The sequence below is a fragment of the Stappia sp. genome, assembly GCF_040110915.1.
Classification (GTDB): domain Bacteria; phylum Pseudomonadota; class Alphaproteobacteria; order Rhizobiales; family Stappiaceae; genus Stappia.
In genome coordinates, this window is record NZ_CP157793.1 from 1495919 (window position 1) to 1509544 (window position 13626).

The window sequence follows — 13626 nt, forward strand, 5'->3', positions numbered from 1 at the left end:
GGGACCACACGATGCCGATTGAAATCCTGATGCCGGCCCTCTCGCCGACCATGGAAGAGGGGACGCTCGCCAAGTGGGTGAAGCAGGAAGGCGACAGCGTGTCCGCCGGCGACGTCATCGCCGAGATCGAGACCGACAAGGCCACGATGGAAGTCGAGGCGGTGGACGAGGGCACGCTTGGCAAGATCCTGATCGAGGCGGGCACGGAAAACGTCAAGGTCAACACGCCGATCGCCATGCTGCTGGGCGAGGATGAAGACGCCTCCGCGCTCGATGCCGCGCCGGCGCCGAAGCCGGCCGAGAACAAGGCCGAGGCGAGCGAAAGCGCGCCGGCCGCGACCCCCGCCGCGCCCGCCGCGCAGCCGGCGAAGATCGAGGTTTCGAACGAGCCGGACGTGCCGGAGGGCACGGCGATGGTTCAGTCGACCGTGCGCGAGGCGCTGCGCGACGCCATGGCCGAGGAAATGCGCCGCGACGGCGACGTCTTCCTGATGGGCGAGGAAGTCGCGGAATACCAGGGCGCCTACAAGATCTCGCAGGGCCTGCTGGACGAATTCGGCCCCAAGCGGGTGATCGATACGCCGATCACCGAACACGGCTTTACCGGTCTGGCGGTCGGTGCCGCCATGGCGGGCCTGCGTCCGATCGTCGAGTTCATGACCTTCAACTTCGCCATGCAGGCCATCGACCAGATCATCAACTCCGCCGCCAAGACGCTCTACATGTCCGGCGGTCAGATGGGCGCGCCCATCGTCTTCCGTGGCGCCAACGGCGCGGCGGCCCGCGTCGGCGCCCAGCACAGCCAGGACTATGCCGCGTGGTACGCCCATGTTCCGGGTCTGAAGGTGGTGCAGCCCTATTCGGCGGCCGACGCCAAGGGCCTGCTGAAGGCCGCGATCCGCGACCCCAACCCGGTGGTGTTCCTGGAAAACGAGATCCTCTATGGCCAGAGCTTCGACCTGCCGGATGTCGAGGATTTCGTGCTGCCGATCGGCAAGGCCAAGATCGAGCGCGCCGGTACCGACGTCACGCTGGTGTCCTGGGGCATCGGCATGACCTACACGATGAAGGCGGCGGCGGAGCTCGCGGAGCAGGGGATTTCGGCGGAAGTCGTGAACCTGCGCTCGATCCGCCCGCTCGACATCGACACGGTGATCGCCTCCGTCCAGAAGACCGGCCGGCTGGTGACGGTCGAGGAAGCCTTCCCGATGTGTTCGGTCTCCTCGGAAATCGCCTTCCAGGTGCAGGAAAAGGCCTTCGACTGGCTCGACGCGCCGATCTTGCGCGTGACCGGCAAGGACGTGCCGATGCCCTATGCGGCGAACCTGGAAAAGCTCGCGCTGCCGAGCGTTCCGGAAGTCATCGAGGCGGTCAAGGCCGTCACCTACACGGCCTGAGGCGGGGAACGAACGATGCCGATCAAGATTCTGATGCCGGCCCTCTCGCCGACCATGGAAGAGGGCAATCTGGCCAAATGGGTCGCCAAGGAAGGCGATACCGTTTCGCCCGGCGACGTGATCGCCGAGATCGAGACCGACAAGGCCACGATGGAGGTCGAGGCGGTCGACGAGGGCACATTGGCCAAGATCCTGGTCTCCGAGGGCACCGAGGGGGTCAAGGTCAACGAGGTGATCGCGCTCCTGCTGGAAGAGGGCGAGGATTCTTCCACGCTGGAAGGCGCGGAGAGTGGAGCCGGGAACGACGGCGGCGGCCCGAAGGCCGATGCCCCGGCGGCGGGCACGGCTCCGGTCGCGTCCGAAGCGCCGGCGGCGGCCGCCCCCGCACCGGCAACGGCCGCCCCCGCACCGGCAACGGCCGAAGGCGCCGCGGCACCAGCCCCGGCCCCGGTTACCCAGTCTGGCAGGCGCATCTTCGCCTCGCCGCTTGCCCGGCGCATGGCGTCGCAGAACGGGCTCGACCTGACAGCCCTTTCGGGCAGCGGCCCGCACGGGCGTATCGTCAAGCGCGACATCGACAAGGCGCTGAGCGAAGGCACCGGCAAGCCGGCTCCGGCCGCCGCCGAAGCGCCGAAGCCGGCCGCCGCGCCCGCGGCGACCCCGGTTGCGGGACAGTCCGATGCGCAGATCCTCAAGCTCTTCGAGGAAGGCTCCTACGAGCTTCAGCCGCATGACGGCATGCGCAAGACGATCGCCAAACGGCTCACCGAGTCGAAGCAGACGGTGCCGCATTTCTACCTGACGGTGGATTGCGAGCTCGACGCGCTGCTGGCGCTGCGCGCCCAGCTGAACGCCGCCGCGCCGAAGGACAAGGACGGCAAGCCAGCCTACAAGCTCTCGGTCAACGACATGGTGATCAAGGCCCATGCGCTGGCGCTCAAGGCCGTGCCCATGGCCAACGCCAGCTGGACCGACGGCGGCATGCTGCTGCACAAGCACGCCGATGTCGGTGTCGCGGTCGCCATCGACGGCGGGCTGATCACGCCGATCATCCGCCGGGCGGAGGAAAAGACGCTCTCCACCATCTCCACCGAGATGAAGGATCTGGCGACCCGCGCCCGCGACCGCAAGCTGCAGCCGCAGGAATACCAGGGCGGCACCACGTCGGTCTCCAATCTCGGCATGTTCGGGATCAAGGACTTCGCAGCGGTGATCAACCCGCCGCATGCCACGATCCTCGCCGTCGGCGCGGGCGAGAAGCGGGCTGTCGTCAAGGACGACGCGCTGGCGATTGCCACCGTCATGTCGGTGACGCTGTCGACCGACCACCGCGCGGTGGACGGGGCGCTCGGCGCGGAACTGCTGCAGGCGTTCAAGCAGCTGATCGAGAACCCGATGGGCATGCTCGTGTGATATCGCGCCCGGCGCGCCGATGGGCGCGCCGGACCATCCACGTACGCAGGGCGTGTGCCGCATTCGCGAAGACGGCCGCCCGATCTGGAGGACTACTTCATGAGCGGAACGTCCTACGACGTCCTCATCATCGGCTCGGGCCCGGGCGGTTATGTCACCGCGATCCGCGCGGCGCAACTCGGCTTCAAGACGGCCATCGTCGAGCGCGAGCACCTCGGCGGCATCTGCCTCAACTGGGGCTGCATCCCGACCAAGGCCCTGCTGCGCTCCGCCGAGATCTACCACTACATGCAGCACGCCAAGGACTACGGCCTGTCGGCGGACAATGTGTCCTTCGACCCGGCGGCGGTGGTGAAGCGCTCGCGCGGCGTCTCTGGCCGGCTCAACGGCGGCGTCGGCTTTCTCATGAAGAAGAACAAGATCGATGTGATCTGGGGCGAGGCGAAGCTGACCAAGCCCGGCGAGGTCGTCGTCTCCAAACCGTCGAAACCGGCGGTGGAGCCGCAGCACCCCGCGCCGAAGGGCACCAAGGGCGAGGGCACGTACACCGCCAAGCACATCATCGTCGCGACCGGCGCGCGCCCGCGCGTCATCCCCGGCATCGAGCCGGACAAGGAGACGATCTGGACCTATTTCGAGGCCATGGTGCCGCCCACGATGCCGAAGTCGGTGATCGTCATGGGCTCCGGCGCGATCGGCATCGAGTTCGCCTCCTTCTACCGCACCATGGGCGCGGAGGTGACGGTCGTCGAGATGATGCCCAACATCATGCCGGTCGAGGATCCCGAGATCTCGGGCATGGCCAAAAAGGCCTTCGAGAAGCAGGGCATGACATTCTTCACCGAGGCCAAGGTGTCCGGCGTCAAGAAGGCCAAGGGCAGCGTCACGGCCACCGTGGAGACCAAGGACGGCAAGACGCAGGAGATCACGGCGGAGAAGCTGATTTCGGCCGTCGGCGTCGTCGGCAACATCGAGAACCTCGGGCTCGAGGCGCTCGGCGTGAAGACGGAGCGCGGCTGCGTGGTGATCGACGGCTACGGGCGCACCAATGTGCCGGGGCTCTATGCCATCGGCGATGTCGCCGGCCCGCCGATGCTTGCCCACAAGGCGGAGCATGAGGGCGTGATCTGCATCGAGAAGATCGCCGGGCTCGACGTCCATCCGATGGAAAAGGACAAGATCCCGGGCTGCACCTACTGCCATCCGCAGGTCGCTTCCGTCGGCATGACCGAGGCGCAGGCGAAGGAGGCCGGCCACGAGGTGAAGGTCGGGCGCTATTCCTTCGTCGCCAACGGCAAGGCCATCGCGCTCGGCGAGGACAACGGTCTGATCAAGACGGTGTTCGACGCCAGGACCGGCCAGCTGCTCGGCGCGCATATGATCGGCGCGGAGGTCACCGAACTCATCCAGGGCTATGTGGTCGCCATGAACCTGGAGACGACGGAAGAGGACCTGATGCACACGGTCTTCCCGCACCCGACCCTGTCTGAAATGATGAAGGAAAGCGTGCTCGACGCCTATGGCCGGGCGCTGAACGCCTAGGATACGATCCGTCGTGGAGGGGGGCGTCGCTTGGAGTGGTTGCTGAGTCGAACGGAGGAGATTCGAAACTGGTTTCTCGTCGTCGGTGGCACCTTCGGGCTCTATCTTGCGTGGCTGCGTGTGACCGCGGCGAACCGGCAGGCGGACGCGCAGTTGCGTCAGTCCGAACTGGCGCGTCGCGGGCATGTTTCCGAGCTCTTCAATCGGGCTGTGGGACAGCTCGGTGACGATCGGCTGGAAATCCGGTTGGGTGCGATATTCACCCTTCGGCAGCTTTGCTTCGACTTCGACGATCTGGCCGAGCCTGTCATTCAGCTCCTGACAGCGTATATTAGAGACAGGCAAAACGATTACGGGGATGAGCCGCCGCCCGTCGACGTTCAGGAGATCGCGGCCATTCTCAGGGACCTATCGGAGCGCAGGAGATGAAGGAAACCGTCGCACACGCAAGGCCGCCGATGCCGAAGGTGAACCTGAGCGGCGCCTTCATTCGCCGGACGAATCTTCGTGGTGCAATCCTGCGTGGCGCCAACCTCGCACGTGCGGATATGTCTCATGCCGACTTGAGAGATGTCGATTTCGAAGGCGCGAACCTCGATGGGACGATACTCATCGGCGCAGACTTGCGCGGCGCACGAAACTTGACAGTCGAGCAGATCGACGCGGCCATGATTGATCGTGAAACGCGCCTTCCCGACTATCTGGATCGCGTAGCTTCGAAGACGTTGTGAGATCGGGGGACAGACTATGGACGTGAAGAATATTCTCATCTGGTGCGTGATCGGCATTCTCGCCGGCTGGCTGGCGAGCTTCGTGATCGGCGGCGGCGGTTTGATCCGGTACCTGCTGACGGGCCTGATCGGCGCCTTCGTCGGCGGCTTCCTGTTCAGCCTGGTGGGCGTCAACGTCAACGTCGGCAACGCCTTCGTGAATCAGGTGATCGTCGCGGCCGTGGGGGCGATCGTCGTCGTGCTGCTCGCGCGGGCGCTGGCATGAGCCTGATCCGACGAATTGGAAAATCATAAAATAGCGAGTATTCTGAGGTTTAAAATGAATGTATTAAGATTGAAATTTTTGGCTTTTATTATCTTTCTTGCCAATATATATTTTGTGCAAGCAGGTTACAAGAATGAAAATATTATAGATATAAATTTTGATAAAAATGGATGGCTTTCCGTTTGCTTGTCGGACCGCATTTCTTTAGAGCAATTGGAAGAAGTTACTGATTATATATTAAATAAAAGAGACTATAGTAATGTGAAAGTTATCCGATACTTGATTGACGGGTGTCGTAGTAATAGTGCGTGGGCGCTTGCTAGAATGGACCGGCAGTCTGAGGGCCAGAGTGAGTTTGTTTTGAAAATCACGGGATTCACGAAAAATGAATGGTTAGCGTTTGGCCGGGACAAGAAGCTTTTTCCTGATGAGGCAACTGTTTTCGGTTATTGGGATTTTCCTAATCAGGGCATTTTTAAAAGCGAATTAGCGGCATATGAATGGAATGGGCGTAAGTATGTATATCATCGGTTTCATGACGGCTCTGGGACTCCAGACGAGGTTATATTCAAGCAGCAAAAAAACCGAACAAAAATATTGTATCCGGATGATAACACTAGGTTTTGGGTGATTGGGCAGGATAAAAGCATAGAGCTTTGGGACAGCGAGGGGCCAATTCCAGGCTGGCGCGCCAAAAACAAAATGGTGGCGCAGGAGAATGTTTACGATTTGAAATGCGAGGTGAGCCGCCCCAAAATTTGGAGTGATTTTAAATTCGATGACTTCGGAATGAGAGGCAAGAAGGAATTTATCCGAATCGACGTGTTCATTAGTGATGGTTTTATTGATGATGCGAAAAGCATCGCTAAAAGTAGTGCTCCTATTATAAAAAGGATGCGTCATTTTGATCAGGTCGAGTATTATTTTTACGTTTTTGGATCGGATAATTGGTTTTATTATACTGCACACACGCCGAAGACGGAGCGGCTTATATTTCGGAGGCGCAACTGGGAGCCTGATTCGATTGGCGAAGATGTGCCGAGAACAAATAAATGCCTAAAGGAAATTGAAGGGGCAATTTCTTCTGTATTGCCACCGTGACAGGGGAGTGTGTGGATAAGTGACCTTGTTGTTCTGGATCGTTATCGGCCTGATCGCCGGCGCGGTGGCGCATCGCGTGCTCAACAGCCGGGGCGGGTTCATCGGCTCGCTGGTGGTCGGCCTGCTCGGTTCCCTGGTCGGCGGCAAGCTCGCCGAGATCCTGCGCCTCAATGTGACCGGCGGCTTTCTCGACCAACTCGTCGTCGCCACGCTGGGGGCGATCCTCTTCCTGTTCCTGTGGCGCAAGCTCTTCCGCTGAGCGACCCTTCCGCTGGAGATTTGACGCATGGACGCGCAGACGCCCTTGCCCGACGACCGTCTCGAGGCCTATCCCGCCGTCAGTACGGACAAGCTGCGCTACGCCGACACGGATGCGCAGGGCCATGTCAACAACGCGGTCTTCTCGACCTTCCTGGAAACCGGGCGGGTCGAGATCTTCCGCAGCGGGGAGGGGATCATCGCCGATCCCGGATGCGCCTTCGTGATCGCGCGGCTGGAGCTCGATTTCCTCAAGGAGATCACCTGTCCGGGCACGGTGGAGATCGGCACGCGGGTGGAGCGGATCGGTCGCAGTTCGATGACGCTCGCGCAGGGCGTCTTCCAGGACGGGGTGCAGGCGGCACGGGCGCGCAGCGTGATCGTGCAGATGGACGAGGCGACGCGCAAGTCGCGCGCGCTGTCGCGTCATGCCGTCGCGCATCTGACACGGCTCATGCCGAACACCGCGTGAAGCGCGGAAAGTGCCCGCCTGCCGTGCCCCGGCACGTCCGGCCACAGAGAACTTGACGTTTCCCCGCAACAACGACACTTACAGGCCCATGGTTACGATCCTCGACACCGTTTCGACGCCGACCGCAGGCGCCACTGCCGCCGAACAGCGGCCTCGCCATCCGGAAAAGGCGCATCGGCCCGACAATCCGATCCAGCGCAAGCCGGCCTGGATCCGCGTCAAGGCGCCGACGTCTCCGGTCTATCGCGAGACGCAGCAGGTGGTGCGCAGCAACAACCTCGTCACCGTGTGCGAGGAAGCGGGCTGCCCCAACATCGGCGAATGCTGGTCGAAGAAGCACGCGAGCTTCATGATCCTGGGCGACACCTGCACCCGCGCCTGCGCCTTCTGCAACGTGCGCACCGGCATGCCCGGTCCGGTCGACCCCGAGGAGCCGCGCGGCGTGGCCGAGGCGGTCGCGACCATGGGGCTCGAGCATGTGGTCATCACGTCGGTCGACCGCGACGACCTCGACGACGGCGGCGCGCAGCATTTCGCCGACGTGATCCACGCCATTCGCGCCCGCTCTCCGGGCACGACGGTGGAGGTGCTGACGCCCGATTTCCTGCGCAAGCCCGGTGCCCTGGAAACGGTGGTGGCCGCCCGCCCCGACGTCTTCAACCACAATCTGGAGACCGTGCCGTCCAAGTATCTGACGGTCCGCCCCGGCGCGCGCTACTTCCATTCGATCCGACTTCTGCAGCAGGTGAAGGAGATCGACCCGACCATGTTCACCAAGTCGGGGATCATGGTGGGGCTCGGAGAAGAGCGCAACGAGGTGCTGCAGTTGATGGACGACCTGCGTTCGGCCGATGTGGACTTCCTGACCATCGGCCAGTATCTGCAGCCCAGTTCCAAGCATCATGCGGTGGCGCGCTTCGTCACGCCGGAGGAATTCAAGGCGTTCGAGAAGATCGCCTATGCCAAGGGCTTCCTGAAGGTGTCGGCGAGCCCGCTGACGCGCTCGTCGCATCATGCGGGCGAGGACTTCGCGGATCTGCGCAAGGCGCGGGCAGCGAAGCTCGGGACCGGGCTCGACGGTTGAGATGCCGCAGTGCACGGTGCCGGGATCGGAGAATCGCGGCAGGCTTGCCCCTTCGAAGCGGTGAGCCGGAGCTGTGACACGCCCGACTGACATGCCCGACGCCGACGGTGCGGCGGTGTGTGCGAGCGAAAACGTGAGTGAGAATGCCGTCCTTTCAGACCACGCATAAGGTGGGCCATTCGGCCGAGGACATGTTCGCCCTTGTCGCGGATGTGGAGAAATACCCGGAATTCGTGCCGCTGTGCGAGGCGCTGCATGTGCGCGGCCGGCGCGACCTCGACGGGGGACGCAGCCTTCTGGTCGCCGACATGACAGTGTCCTACAAGCTGTTTCGCGAGACCTTCACCAGCCGGGTGACGCTCGATCCGGCGCGCAACGAGATCCTGGTCGAATATCTCGACGGGCCGTTTCGGCATCTGGAAAACCGCTGGACCTTCACGCCCGTGGATGAGGGGACAAGCGAGGTCGGCTTCTTCATTGCCTATGAATTCAAGAGCCGCGCGCTCAGCGCGCTGATGTCGGCGATGTTCGACCGTGCCTTCCGCAAGTTCTCAGACGCCTTCGAGGCACGCGCAGACAGGGTCTACGGCGTTGGGTGAGCACGCGCCAAAAAGAAAAAGGCGTCGGGTAGGCACGCGCCGAAAGAAAGAGGCGTCGGGTGAGCACGCGCCAAGAGACCAAGCCGTCGGGTGAGGGCTCGCCCTACTTCGCGTGAAAACTCGGGGTGGTCTCGCCGGAATTCTTCAGTCCCTGAAACGCCTTGCGGATATGTGTAAAGCGCTGCTGGCGGTTGAGCGCGGCCTGGCTGGCGCGCATCACGACGTGGTTTTCGCCCTCGACACCGATATCGGCCAGCGTCACCTGCTTCTGGGGGTCCGGACAGATGCGGAACCAGCCGTTGCCCTCGTTATACTCCAGACCGACGCTGCGGCCTTCCTCGGCCTCATAGCCCATCCAGGCGACGGTTGCTGTGCGCGCGAAATAGGGCTGCCCGCAAAGGGTCACCGCGTGCAGTGACTCGGAGTTGCGCTCGAACACGCGGTGGCTGGACACGAAGGTGCCGTCGGTCTGGCGGGAAATCACATAGAAGTCCCCGGCCCAGGCGGGCGAGGCGAGGCAAAGGCAGAGGATCGCGGTCAGTCGGGCGCGCGGCATGGATGGCTCCTGTTCGACGCCCGGAATGTGCGCTCGTTCGTCTTTCCAAACAATTGCTTGCGGGCAAACTTCGTCGCCCGTGGACAACGCCCGATTACGTCAATCGATCAAATGCAACAGACCTTCGAGGGCCTGCGCCACGGCGGCTTGGCGGATCTCGCCGCGTCCAAGCGCGCCGAAGCGCCGCTCGACGTGCCGGACGGGCCGCCCCTTGCGGGCGAAGCCGAAATGCACCAGCCCGACCGGCTTCGCCTGTGAGCCGCCGCCGGGCCCGGCGATCCCCGTAACGGACACCGCCGCATCGGCCCGCGAGGCGGCGAGCGCGCCTTCGGCCATGGCCATCGCGACCTCGCGGCTCACCGCGCCATGGGCGGCGATCATGTCGGCCGGCACGCCGAGGAGCTCGGTCTTCGCGTCGTTCGAATAGGTGACGAAGCCCCGCTCGACGACGGCGGAGGCGCCGGACAGCTCCGTTAGCAGCGCGGCGATCAACCCGCCGGTGCAGCTTTCCGCCGTGGCGAGGGTCAGACCCGCCTCCGTGTAGCGGCGCAAAACGGCCTCGGCCTGCGCAAGCAGGGAGCTGGTATCGGTCATGAGCGGGTCTCGTCCTGCGTGCCGTCGTCCATCTCTGCCTCGGACCATGGCAAACGCAGGGTGGCGGAGGCAAGGGCCGCGATGCCCTCGCGGCGCCCGGTGAAACCGAGCCGTTCCGACGTCGTGGCCTTGACCGACACGCGCCCGACCGGAAGGCCGCAGATCCCGGCGATGCGGGCGCGCATGGCCTCGCGATGCGGGCCGATCTTCGGCGTCTCGCAGACGATGGTGGCATCCAGATGCGCGATCATGCCGGCGCGGGCCCGCACCCGGTCGGCGGCGAAGGCGAGGAAGCGGTCGGAGGAGGCGCCGCGCCATTGCGGGTCGCTCGGCGGAAAATGATGGCCGATATCGCCGTCGCACAGGGCGGCGAGAACGGCATCGGTGAGGGCATGCAGCACGACATCCGCGTCGGAGTGTCCCTTCAGCCCGCGCGTGTGCGGGATCGCGATGCCACCGAGCATCACGTGGTCGCCCGGCTCGAAGGCGTGCACGTCGTAGGCGCTCGCCATGCGGATATCGGACAGGGCGGCCATGGCCTCCAGCTGACAGTGACGCCCGGCGTGCATCAGATCCTCCGGGGACGTGATCTTGACATTGGCCGGATCGCCGGCGGTGAAGACGACCGGATGCCCGGCCCATTCGGCGACGGCCGCATCGTCCGTCAGGCCCGTTTCGCCGGCCTCTGCGGCCCGCTCGTGCGCGGCGAGGATCGTGGCGAAGGCAAATCCCTGCGGCGTCTGGGCCGCGCGCAATCGGCTGCGGTCGACGGTGCCGGCGATCCCCATCCCGTCCGGCGTCACCTGTTTGAGCGTATCGGCGACGGCGGTGGCGGCAATCGCGGCCGGATGACCGGCGGCAAGGGCCTCGACACAGGCCGCAACCACCGTCCGCGTGACGAATGGTCGCGCCGCGTCGTGGATCAGAACGAAATCCGGCGCGGCTGCGGAAAGCGCGCGCAGACCTTCAAGCACCGACTGCTGACGCGTCGCCCCGCCCGTCACCGGCGGGCGCAGGTCCGCCGGGGCGTCGAAGCCGGCGACGGCGGCGTCATAGAGCGGCCGGTCGTCCGGGTGTATCACCACCTGCAGCACGTCGATGTCCGGGGCGGCGGCCAGGGCCTCCAGCGTGTGGCGAAGGATAGGCTTTCCGCCGATCTTGCGATATTGCTTCGGCCCGTCCGCCCCGCCGATCCGCGTCCCGCGCCCGGCCGCGACCACCAGCGCGGCGACGATGGGCGAGGGCGGCGTGTCGGCGTGGTCTGTGTCGGTCATTGCGGCGGTCTTCTTGTGTGACGCGTTGGGGGGTGAGCGCGGGCGCGGGGATCGGCGAAAGATCCCGGTGCAGGTTTGCCGCCTTCCGGCGCCGTTCACAAGCCCGATGGGCGGGCGGACGGAGATGGCGGGAATTTCTCTCTTGCGGGCGCCGATGTGATGTCTATTCTATAGGCAAAATTGAAAGTGCACATCAAATGAGCATAGAAGATCGAGCCGCGATCCGGACTGACCTGCGCATCGGCGCCCTCCCGATTGCCGGCCGCGCCTTCCTGGCGCCGATGTCGGGCGTGACGGACGTTCCCTTCCGGCGGCTGGCGCATCGCTTCGGCGCCGGGCTGGTCGTGTCGGAAATGGTCGCCTGCGAGCAATTGGCCGACGGCCACCCGGAGACGCGCCTGCGCAGCGAGGGCGTCGACGGCGCCTTGCACGTGGTGCAGCTCGCCGGCCGCGAGGCGCGGTGGATGCGCGAGGGCGCGCGTCTGGCGCAGGCCGCCGGCGCCGACATCATCGACATCAACATGGGCTGCCCGGCCAAGAAGGTGACCTCGGGCTATTCCGGCTCCGCGCTGATGCGCGATCTCGATCATGCGCTGACGCTGATCGAGGCGACGGTCGAGGCCGTCGACGTGCCCGTCACGCTCAAGATGCGGCTCGGCTGGGATCATGACAGCCTGAACGCGCCCGATCTCGCCGCGCGGGCGGAAGCCGCCGGCGTGCGCATGGTGACCGTGCACGGGCGCACCCGCTGCCAGTTCTACAAGGGTTCGGCCGACTGGGACGCGATCCGCGCGGTGCGCGAGCGGATTTCCGTGCCGCTGGTCGCCAACGGCGACTGCCGCTCCACGGAAGATGCACGCGAGATGATGGCGCGCTCCGGCGCCGACGCGGTGATGATCGGCCGCGCCGCCTACGGCCGGCCCTGGCTCGTCGGGCAGATCGCGGCGGAGCTTGCCGGAGCCCGGGCCCCGGCGACGCCGGTCGGCGCGGAGAAGGCCGATCTCGTCTGCGAGCACGTGGAGTTGATGCTCGGACACTATGGCGCGCAGAAGGGCCTGCGGCTCGCCCGCAAGCACATCGCCTGGTATCTCGACGACACGCGGCCCGCGATGCCGGCCGACCTGCGCAAGGCGGTTCTGACGGCGACGGACGCCGGCTTCGTCCTGTCCACGCTGCACCGCTTTGTCGCGCAGGGCGCGGTGGAGGCGGCGGCATGACGCCTTCAGCCCGCGCCGGCGAGGCCCGGTCCGTTTCGACCGCCATTCTCGACGCCCTGCCGCATCCGGTGATGCTGGTCGACCGGCAGGGATGCATCGCGCAGGCCAACACCGCCGCCGAGAGCTTCTTCGGCGCGAGCCTCCAGGTGCTCAGCCGTCATCCGCTGTCGCATTTCGTGCCCTTCGGCAGTCCGCTGCTGCTGCTGATCGCCCAGGTGCGCGATCGCGGCGCGCCGGTGAACGAATACAAGGTCGACATCAGCACGCCGCGCATCGGGTCGGAGAAGATCGTCGACATCATCGCCTCGCCGGTCACGGATGCGCCGGGCGCCGTCATGCTGATGCTGCAGGAGCGCGGCATGGCGGAGAAGATCGACCGCCAGCTCACGTCGCGCGGGGCGGCGCGCACCGTGTCGGGCCTTGCCACCATGCTGGCGCATGAGATCAAGAACCCGCTGTCGGGCATTCGCGGCGCGGCGCAGCTTCTGGAAGCCTCGGCGGCCGAGGAGGATCGCCCGCTGACCCGGCTGATCATGGACGAGGCCGACCGGGTGGTGAAGCTGGTCGACCGGATGGAGGTGTTTTCCGACGAGCGTCCCATCGAGCGCGAGCCGGTCAACATCCACGTGGTGCTCGACCATGTGCAGCGTCTGGCGCAATCGGGCTTCGCCCGCGAGGTGCCGATCGCCGTCGACTACGACCCCTCGCTGCCGATGGTCCATGCCAACCGCGACCAGCTGGTGCAGGTGTTTCTCAACCTGATCAAGAACGCGACGGAGGCCGTCGCCGGCGTCACCGGCGGCGAGATCACGCTGACCACCGCCTATCGCCCGGGCATCCGCCTGTCGGTGCCGGGCTCGCGCGAGCGCGTCAGCCTGCCGCTGGAGTTCTGCGTGCGCGACAACGGTCCAGGCGTTCCCGACGATCTGCTGTCGCATCTCTTCGACCCCTTCGTGACCACCAAGGCGAACGGCTCCGGGCTCGGCCTCGCGCTGGTCGCCAAGATCATCGGCGACCACGGCGGCGTGATCGAATGCGACAGCCAGCCGGGGCGCACCGTCTTTCGCATCCTGATGCCGGCCTACGCGACACAGGCCGGAACCTGAAAGCAGGGAACACCGCA

16 protein-coding genes are annotated in these 13626 nt (G+C 64.9%); 13 read left to right on the forward strand and 3 right to left on the reverse strand.

The genetic code is table 11. The features are described from left to right. The first annotated feature begins 11 nt into the window (after positions 1-11). The 11 genes from ABL312_RS06485 (at position 12) to ABL312_RS06535 (ending at position 8862) form a co-directional block, all read left to right on the forward strand. Positions 12-1397, forward strand: a complete 1386-nt coding sequence (locus tag ABL312_RS06485) for a pyruvate dehydrogenase complex E1 component subunit beta (RefSeq protein WP_349360563.1) — start codon at positions 12-14, stop codon at positions 1395-1397. 15 nt (positions 1398-1412) lie between these two features. Beyond that, the gene (locus tag ABL312_RS06490; RefSeq protein WP_349360564.1) at positions 1413-2810 is read left to right on the forward strand and encodes a pyruvate dehydrogenase complex dihydrolipoamide acetyltransferase; all 1398 of its coding nucleotides are present in this window, start codon (positions 1413-1415) and stop codon (positions 2808-2810) included. 99 nt (positions 2811-2909) lie between these two features. Further along, positions 2910-4352, forward strand: a complete 1443-nt coding sequence (gene lpdA, locus ABL312_RS06495) for a dihydrolipoyl dehydrogenase (protein ID WP_349360565.1) — start codon at positions 2910-2912, stop codon at positions 4350-4352. Positions 4353-4382: 30 nt separating this feature from the next. Next, complete coding sequence (locus ABL312_RS06500) at positions 4383-4781, forward strand: hypothetical protein (protein ID WP_349360566.1); 399 nt, start codon at positions 4383-4385, stop codon at positions 4779-4781. Beyond that, positions 4778-5083, forward strand: coding sequence for a pentapeptide repeat-containing protein (locus ABL312_RS06505; RefSeq protein ID WP_349360568.1), 306 nt, complete (start codon positions 4778-4780; stop codon positions 5081-5083). The genes ABL312_RS06500 and ABL312_RS06505 overlap by 4 nt, the downstream gene beginning before the upstream one ends. A gap of 16 nt (positions 5084-5099) precedes the next feature. Further along, a complete protein-coding gene (locus ABL312_RS06510; RefSeq protein ID WP_349360569.1) occupies positions 5100-5348 on the forward strand; it encodes a GlsB/YeaQ/YmgE family stress response membrane protein in 249 nt (82 codons plus the stop codon). A 54-nt stretch (positions 5349-5402) separates the two neighbouring features. Continuing rightward, positions 5403-6449, forward strand: coding sequence for a hypothetical protein (locus ABL312_RS06515; protein WP_349360570.1), 1047 nt, complete (start codon positions 5403-5405; stop codon positions 6447-6449). A 19-nt stretch (positions 6450-6468) separates the two neighbouring features. After that, positions 6469-6708, forward strand: coding sequence for a GlsB/YeaQ/YmgE family stress response membrane protein (locus ABL312_RS06520; protein ID WP_349360571.1), 240 nt, complete (start codon positions 6469-6471; stop codon positions 6706-6708). A 27-nt stretch (positions 6709-6735) separates the two neighbouring features. Beyond that, entirely contained in the window at positions 6736-7179 is a 444-nt protein-coding gene (locus ABL312_RS06525; protein ID WP_349360572.1) for a thioesterase family protein, read from the forward strand. Between the two features lie 88 nt (positions 7180-7267). Further along, a complete protein-coding gene (gene lipA / locus ABL312_RS06530; protein WP_349360573.1) occupies positions 7268-8263 on the forward strand; it encodes a lipoyl synthase in 996 nt (331 codons plus the stop codon). Between the two features lie 143 nt (positions 8264-8406). After that, positions 8407-8862: a type II toxin-antitoxin system RatA family toxin gene (locus ABL312_RS06535; RefSeq protein ID WP_349360574.1), complete on the forward strand. Its 456-nt coding sequence runs from the start codon at positions 8407-8409 to the stop codon at positions 8860-8862. Between the two features lie 103 nt (positions 8863-8965). On the opposite strand, the gene ABL312_RS06540 is transcribed toward ABL312_RS06535, so the two are convergent. The 3 genes from ABL312_RS06540 to ABL312_RS06550 all read right to left on the reverse strand — a co-directional run bounded on the left by ABL312_RS06540 (position 8966) and on the right by ABL312_RS06550 (position 11286). Beyond that, on the reverse strand, positions 8966-9418 hold the full coding sequence (locus tag ABL312_RS06540; RefSeq protein ID WP_349360575.1) for a hypothetical protein: 453 nt from the start codon (positions 9416-9418) through the stop codon (positions 8966-8968). A gap of 99 nt (positions 9419-9517) precedes the next feature. Then, entirely contained in the window at positions 9518-10012 is a 495-nt protein-coding gene (locus ABL312_RS06545) for a CinA family protein (protein WP_349360576.1), read from the reverse strand. Continuing rightward, positions 10009-11286: a bifunctional 2-C-methyl-D-erythritol 4-phosphate cytidylyltransferase/2-C-methyl-D-erythritol 2,4-cyclodiphosphate synthase gene (locus ABL312_RS06550; protein ID WP_349360577.1), complete on the reverse strand. Its 1278-nt coding sequence runs from the start codon at positions 11284-11286 to the stop codon at positions 10009-10011. Before ABL312_RS06550 ends, ABL312_RS06545 begins: the two co-directional genes overlap by 4 nt. A 197-nt stretch (positions 11287-11483) precedes the next feature. Between ABL312_RS06550 and dusB the strand changes: the two genes are divergently transcribed. Together dusB and ABL312_RS06560 are read left to right on the forward strand one after the other, a co-directional pair. Then, positions 11484-12503: a tRNA dihydrouridine synthase DusB gene (dusB, locus tag ABL312_RS06555; protein ID WP_374730182.1), complete on the forward strand. Its 1020-nt coding sequence runs from the start codon at positions 11484-11486 to the stop codon at positions 12501-12503. Beyond that, positions 12500-13609, forward strand: coding sequence for a nitrogen regulation protein NR(II) (locus ABL312_RS06560; protein WP_349360578.1), 1110 nt, complete (start codon positions 12500-12502; stop codon positions 13607-13609). The genes dusB and ABL312_RS06560 overlap by 4 nt, the downstream gene beginning before the upstream one ends. The last annotated feature ends 17 nt before the right edge of the window (positions 13610-13626 follow it).

Excerpts from the sequence above, each read along its gene's own strand:
- ABL312_RS06560 (WP_349360578.1), top strand. The coding sequence starts at position 12,500 with ATGACGCCTTCAGCCCGCGCCGGCGAGGCCCGGTCCGTTTCGACCGCC.
- ABL312_RS06525 (WP_349360572.1), top strand. The coding sequence starts at position 6,736 with ATGGACGCGCAGACGCCCTTGCCCGACGACCGTCTCGAGGCCTATCCC.
- ABL312_RS06540 (WP_349360575.1), bottom strand. The coding sequence starts at position 9,418 with ATGCCGCGCGCCCGACTGACCGCGATCCTCTGCCTTTGCCTCGCCTCG.
- lpdA (WP_349360565.1), top strand. The coding sequence starts at position 2,910 with ATGAGCGGAACGTCCTACGACGTCCTCATCATCGGCTCGGGCCCGGGC.
- ABL312_RS06545 (WP_349360576.1), bottom strand. The coding sequence starts at position 10,012 with ATGACCGATACCAGCTCCCTGCTTGCGCAGGCCGAGGCCGTTTTGCGC.
- ABL312_RS06505 (WP_349360568.1), top strand. The coding sequence starts at position 4,778 with ATGAAGGAAACCGTCGCACACGCAAGGCCGCCGATGCCGAAGGTGAAC.
- ABL312_RS06510 (WP_349360569.1), top strand. The coding sequence starts at position 5,100 with ATGGACGTGAAGAATATTCTCATCTGGTGCGTGATCGGCATTCTCGCC.
- ABL312_RS06485 (WP_349360563.1), top strand. The coding sequence starts at position 12 with ATGCCGATTGAAATCCTGATGCCGGCCCTCTCGCCGACCATGGAAGAG.
- lipA (WP_349360573.1), top strand. The coding sequence starts at position 7,268 with ATGGTTACGATCCTCGACACCGTTTCGACGCCGACCGCAGGCGCCACT.
- ABL312_RS06490 (WP_349360564.1), top strand. The coding sequence starts at position 1,413 with ATGCCGATCAAGATTCTGATGCCGGCCCTCTCGCCGACCATGGAAGAG.
- ABL312_RS06535 (WP_349360574.1), top strand. The coding sequence starts at position 8,407 with ATGCCGTCCTTTCAGACCACGCATAAGGTGGGCCATTCGGCCGAGGAC.
- ABL312_RS06515 (WP_349360570.1), top strand. The coding sequence starts at position 5,403 with ATGAATGTATTAAGATTGAAATTTTTGGCTTTTATTATCTTTCTTGCC.
- ABL312_RS06550 (WP_349360577.1), bottom strand. The coding sequence starts at position 11,286 with ATGACCGACACAGACCACGCCGACACGCCGCCCTCGCCCATCGTCGCC.
- dusB (WP_374730182.1), top strand. The coding sequence starts at position 11,484 with ATGAGCATAGAAGATCGAGCCGCGATCCGGACTGACCTGCGCATCGGC.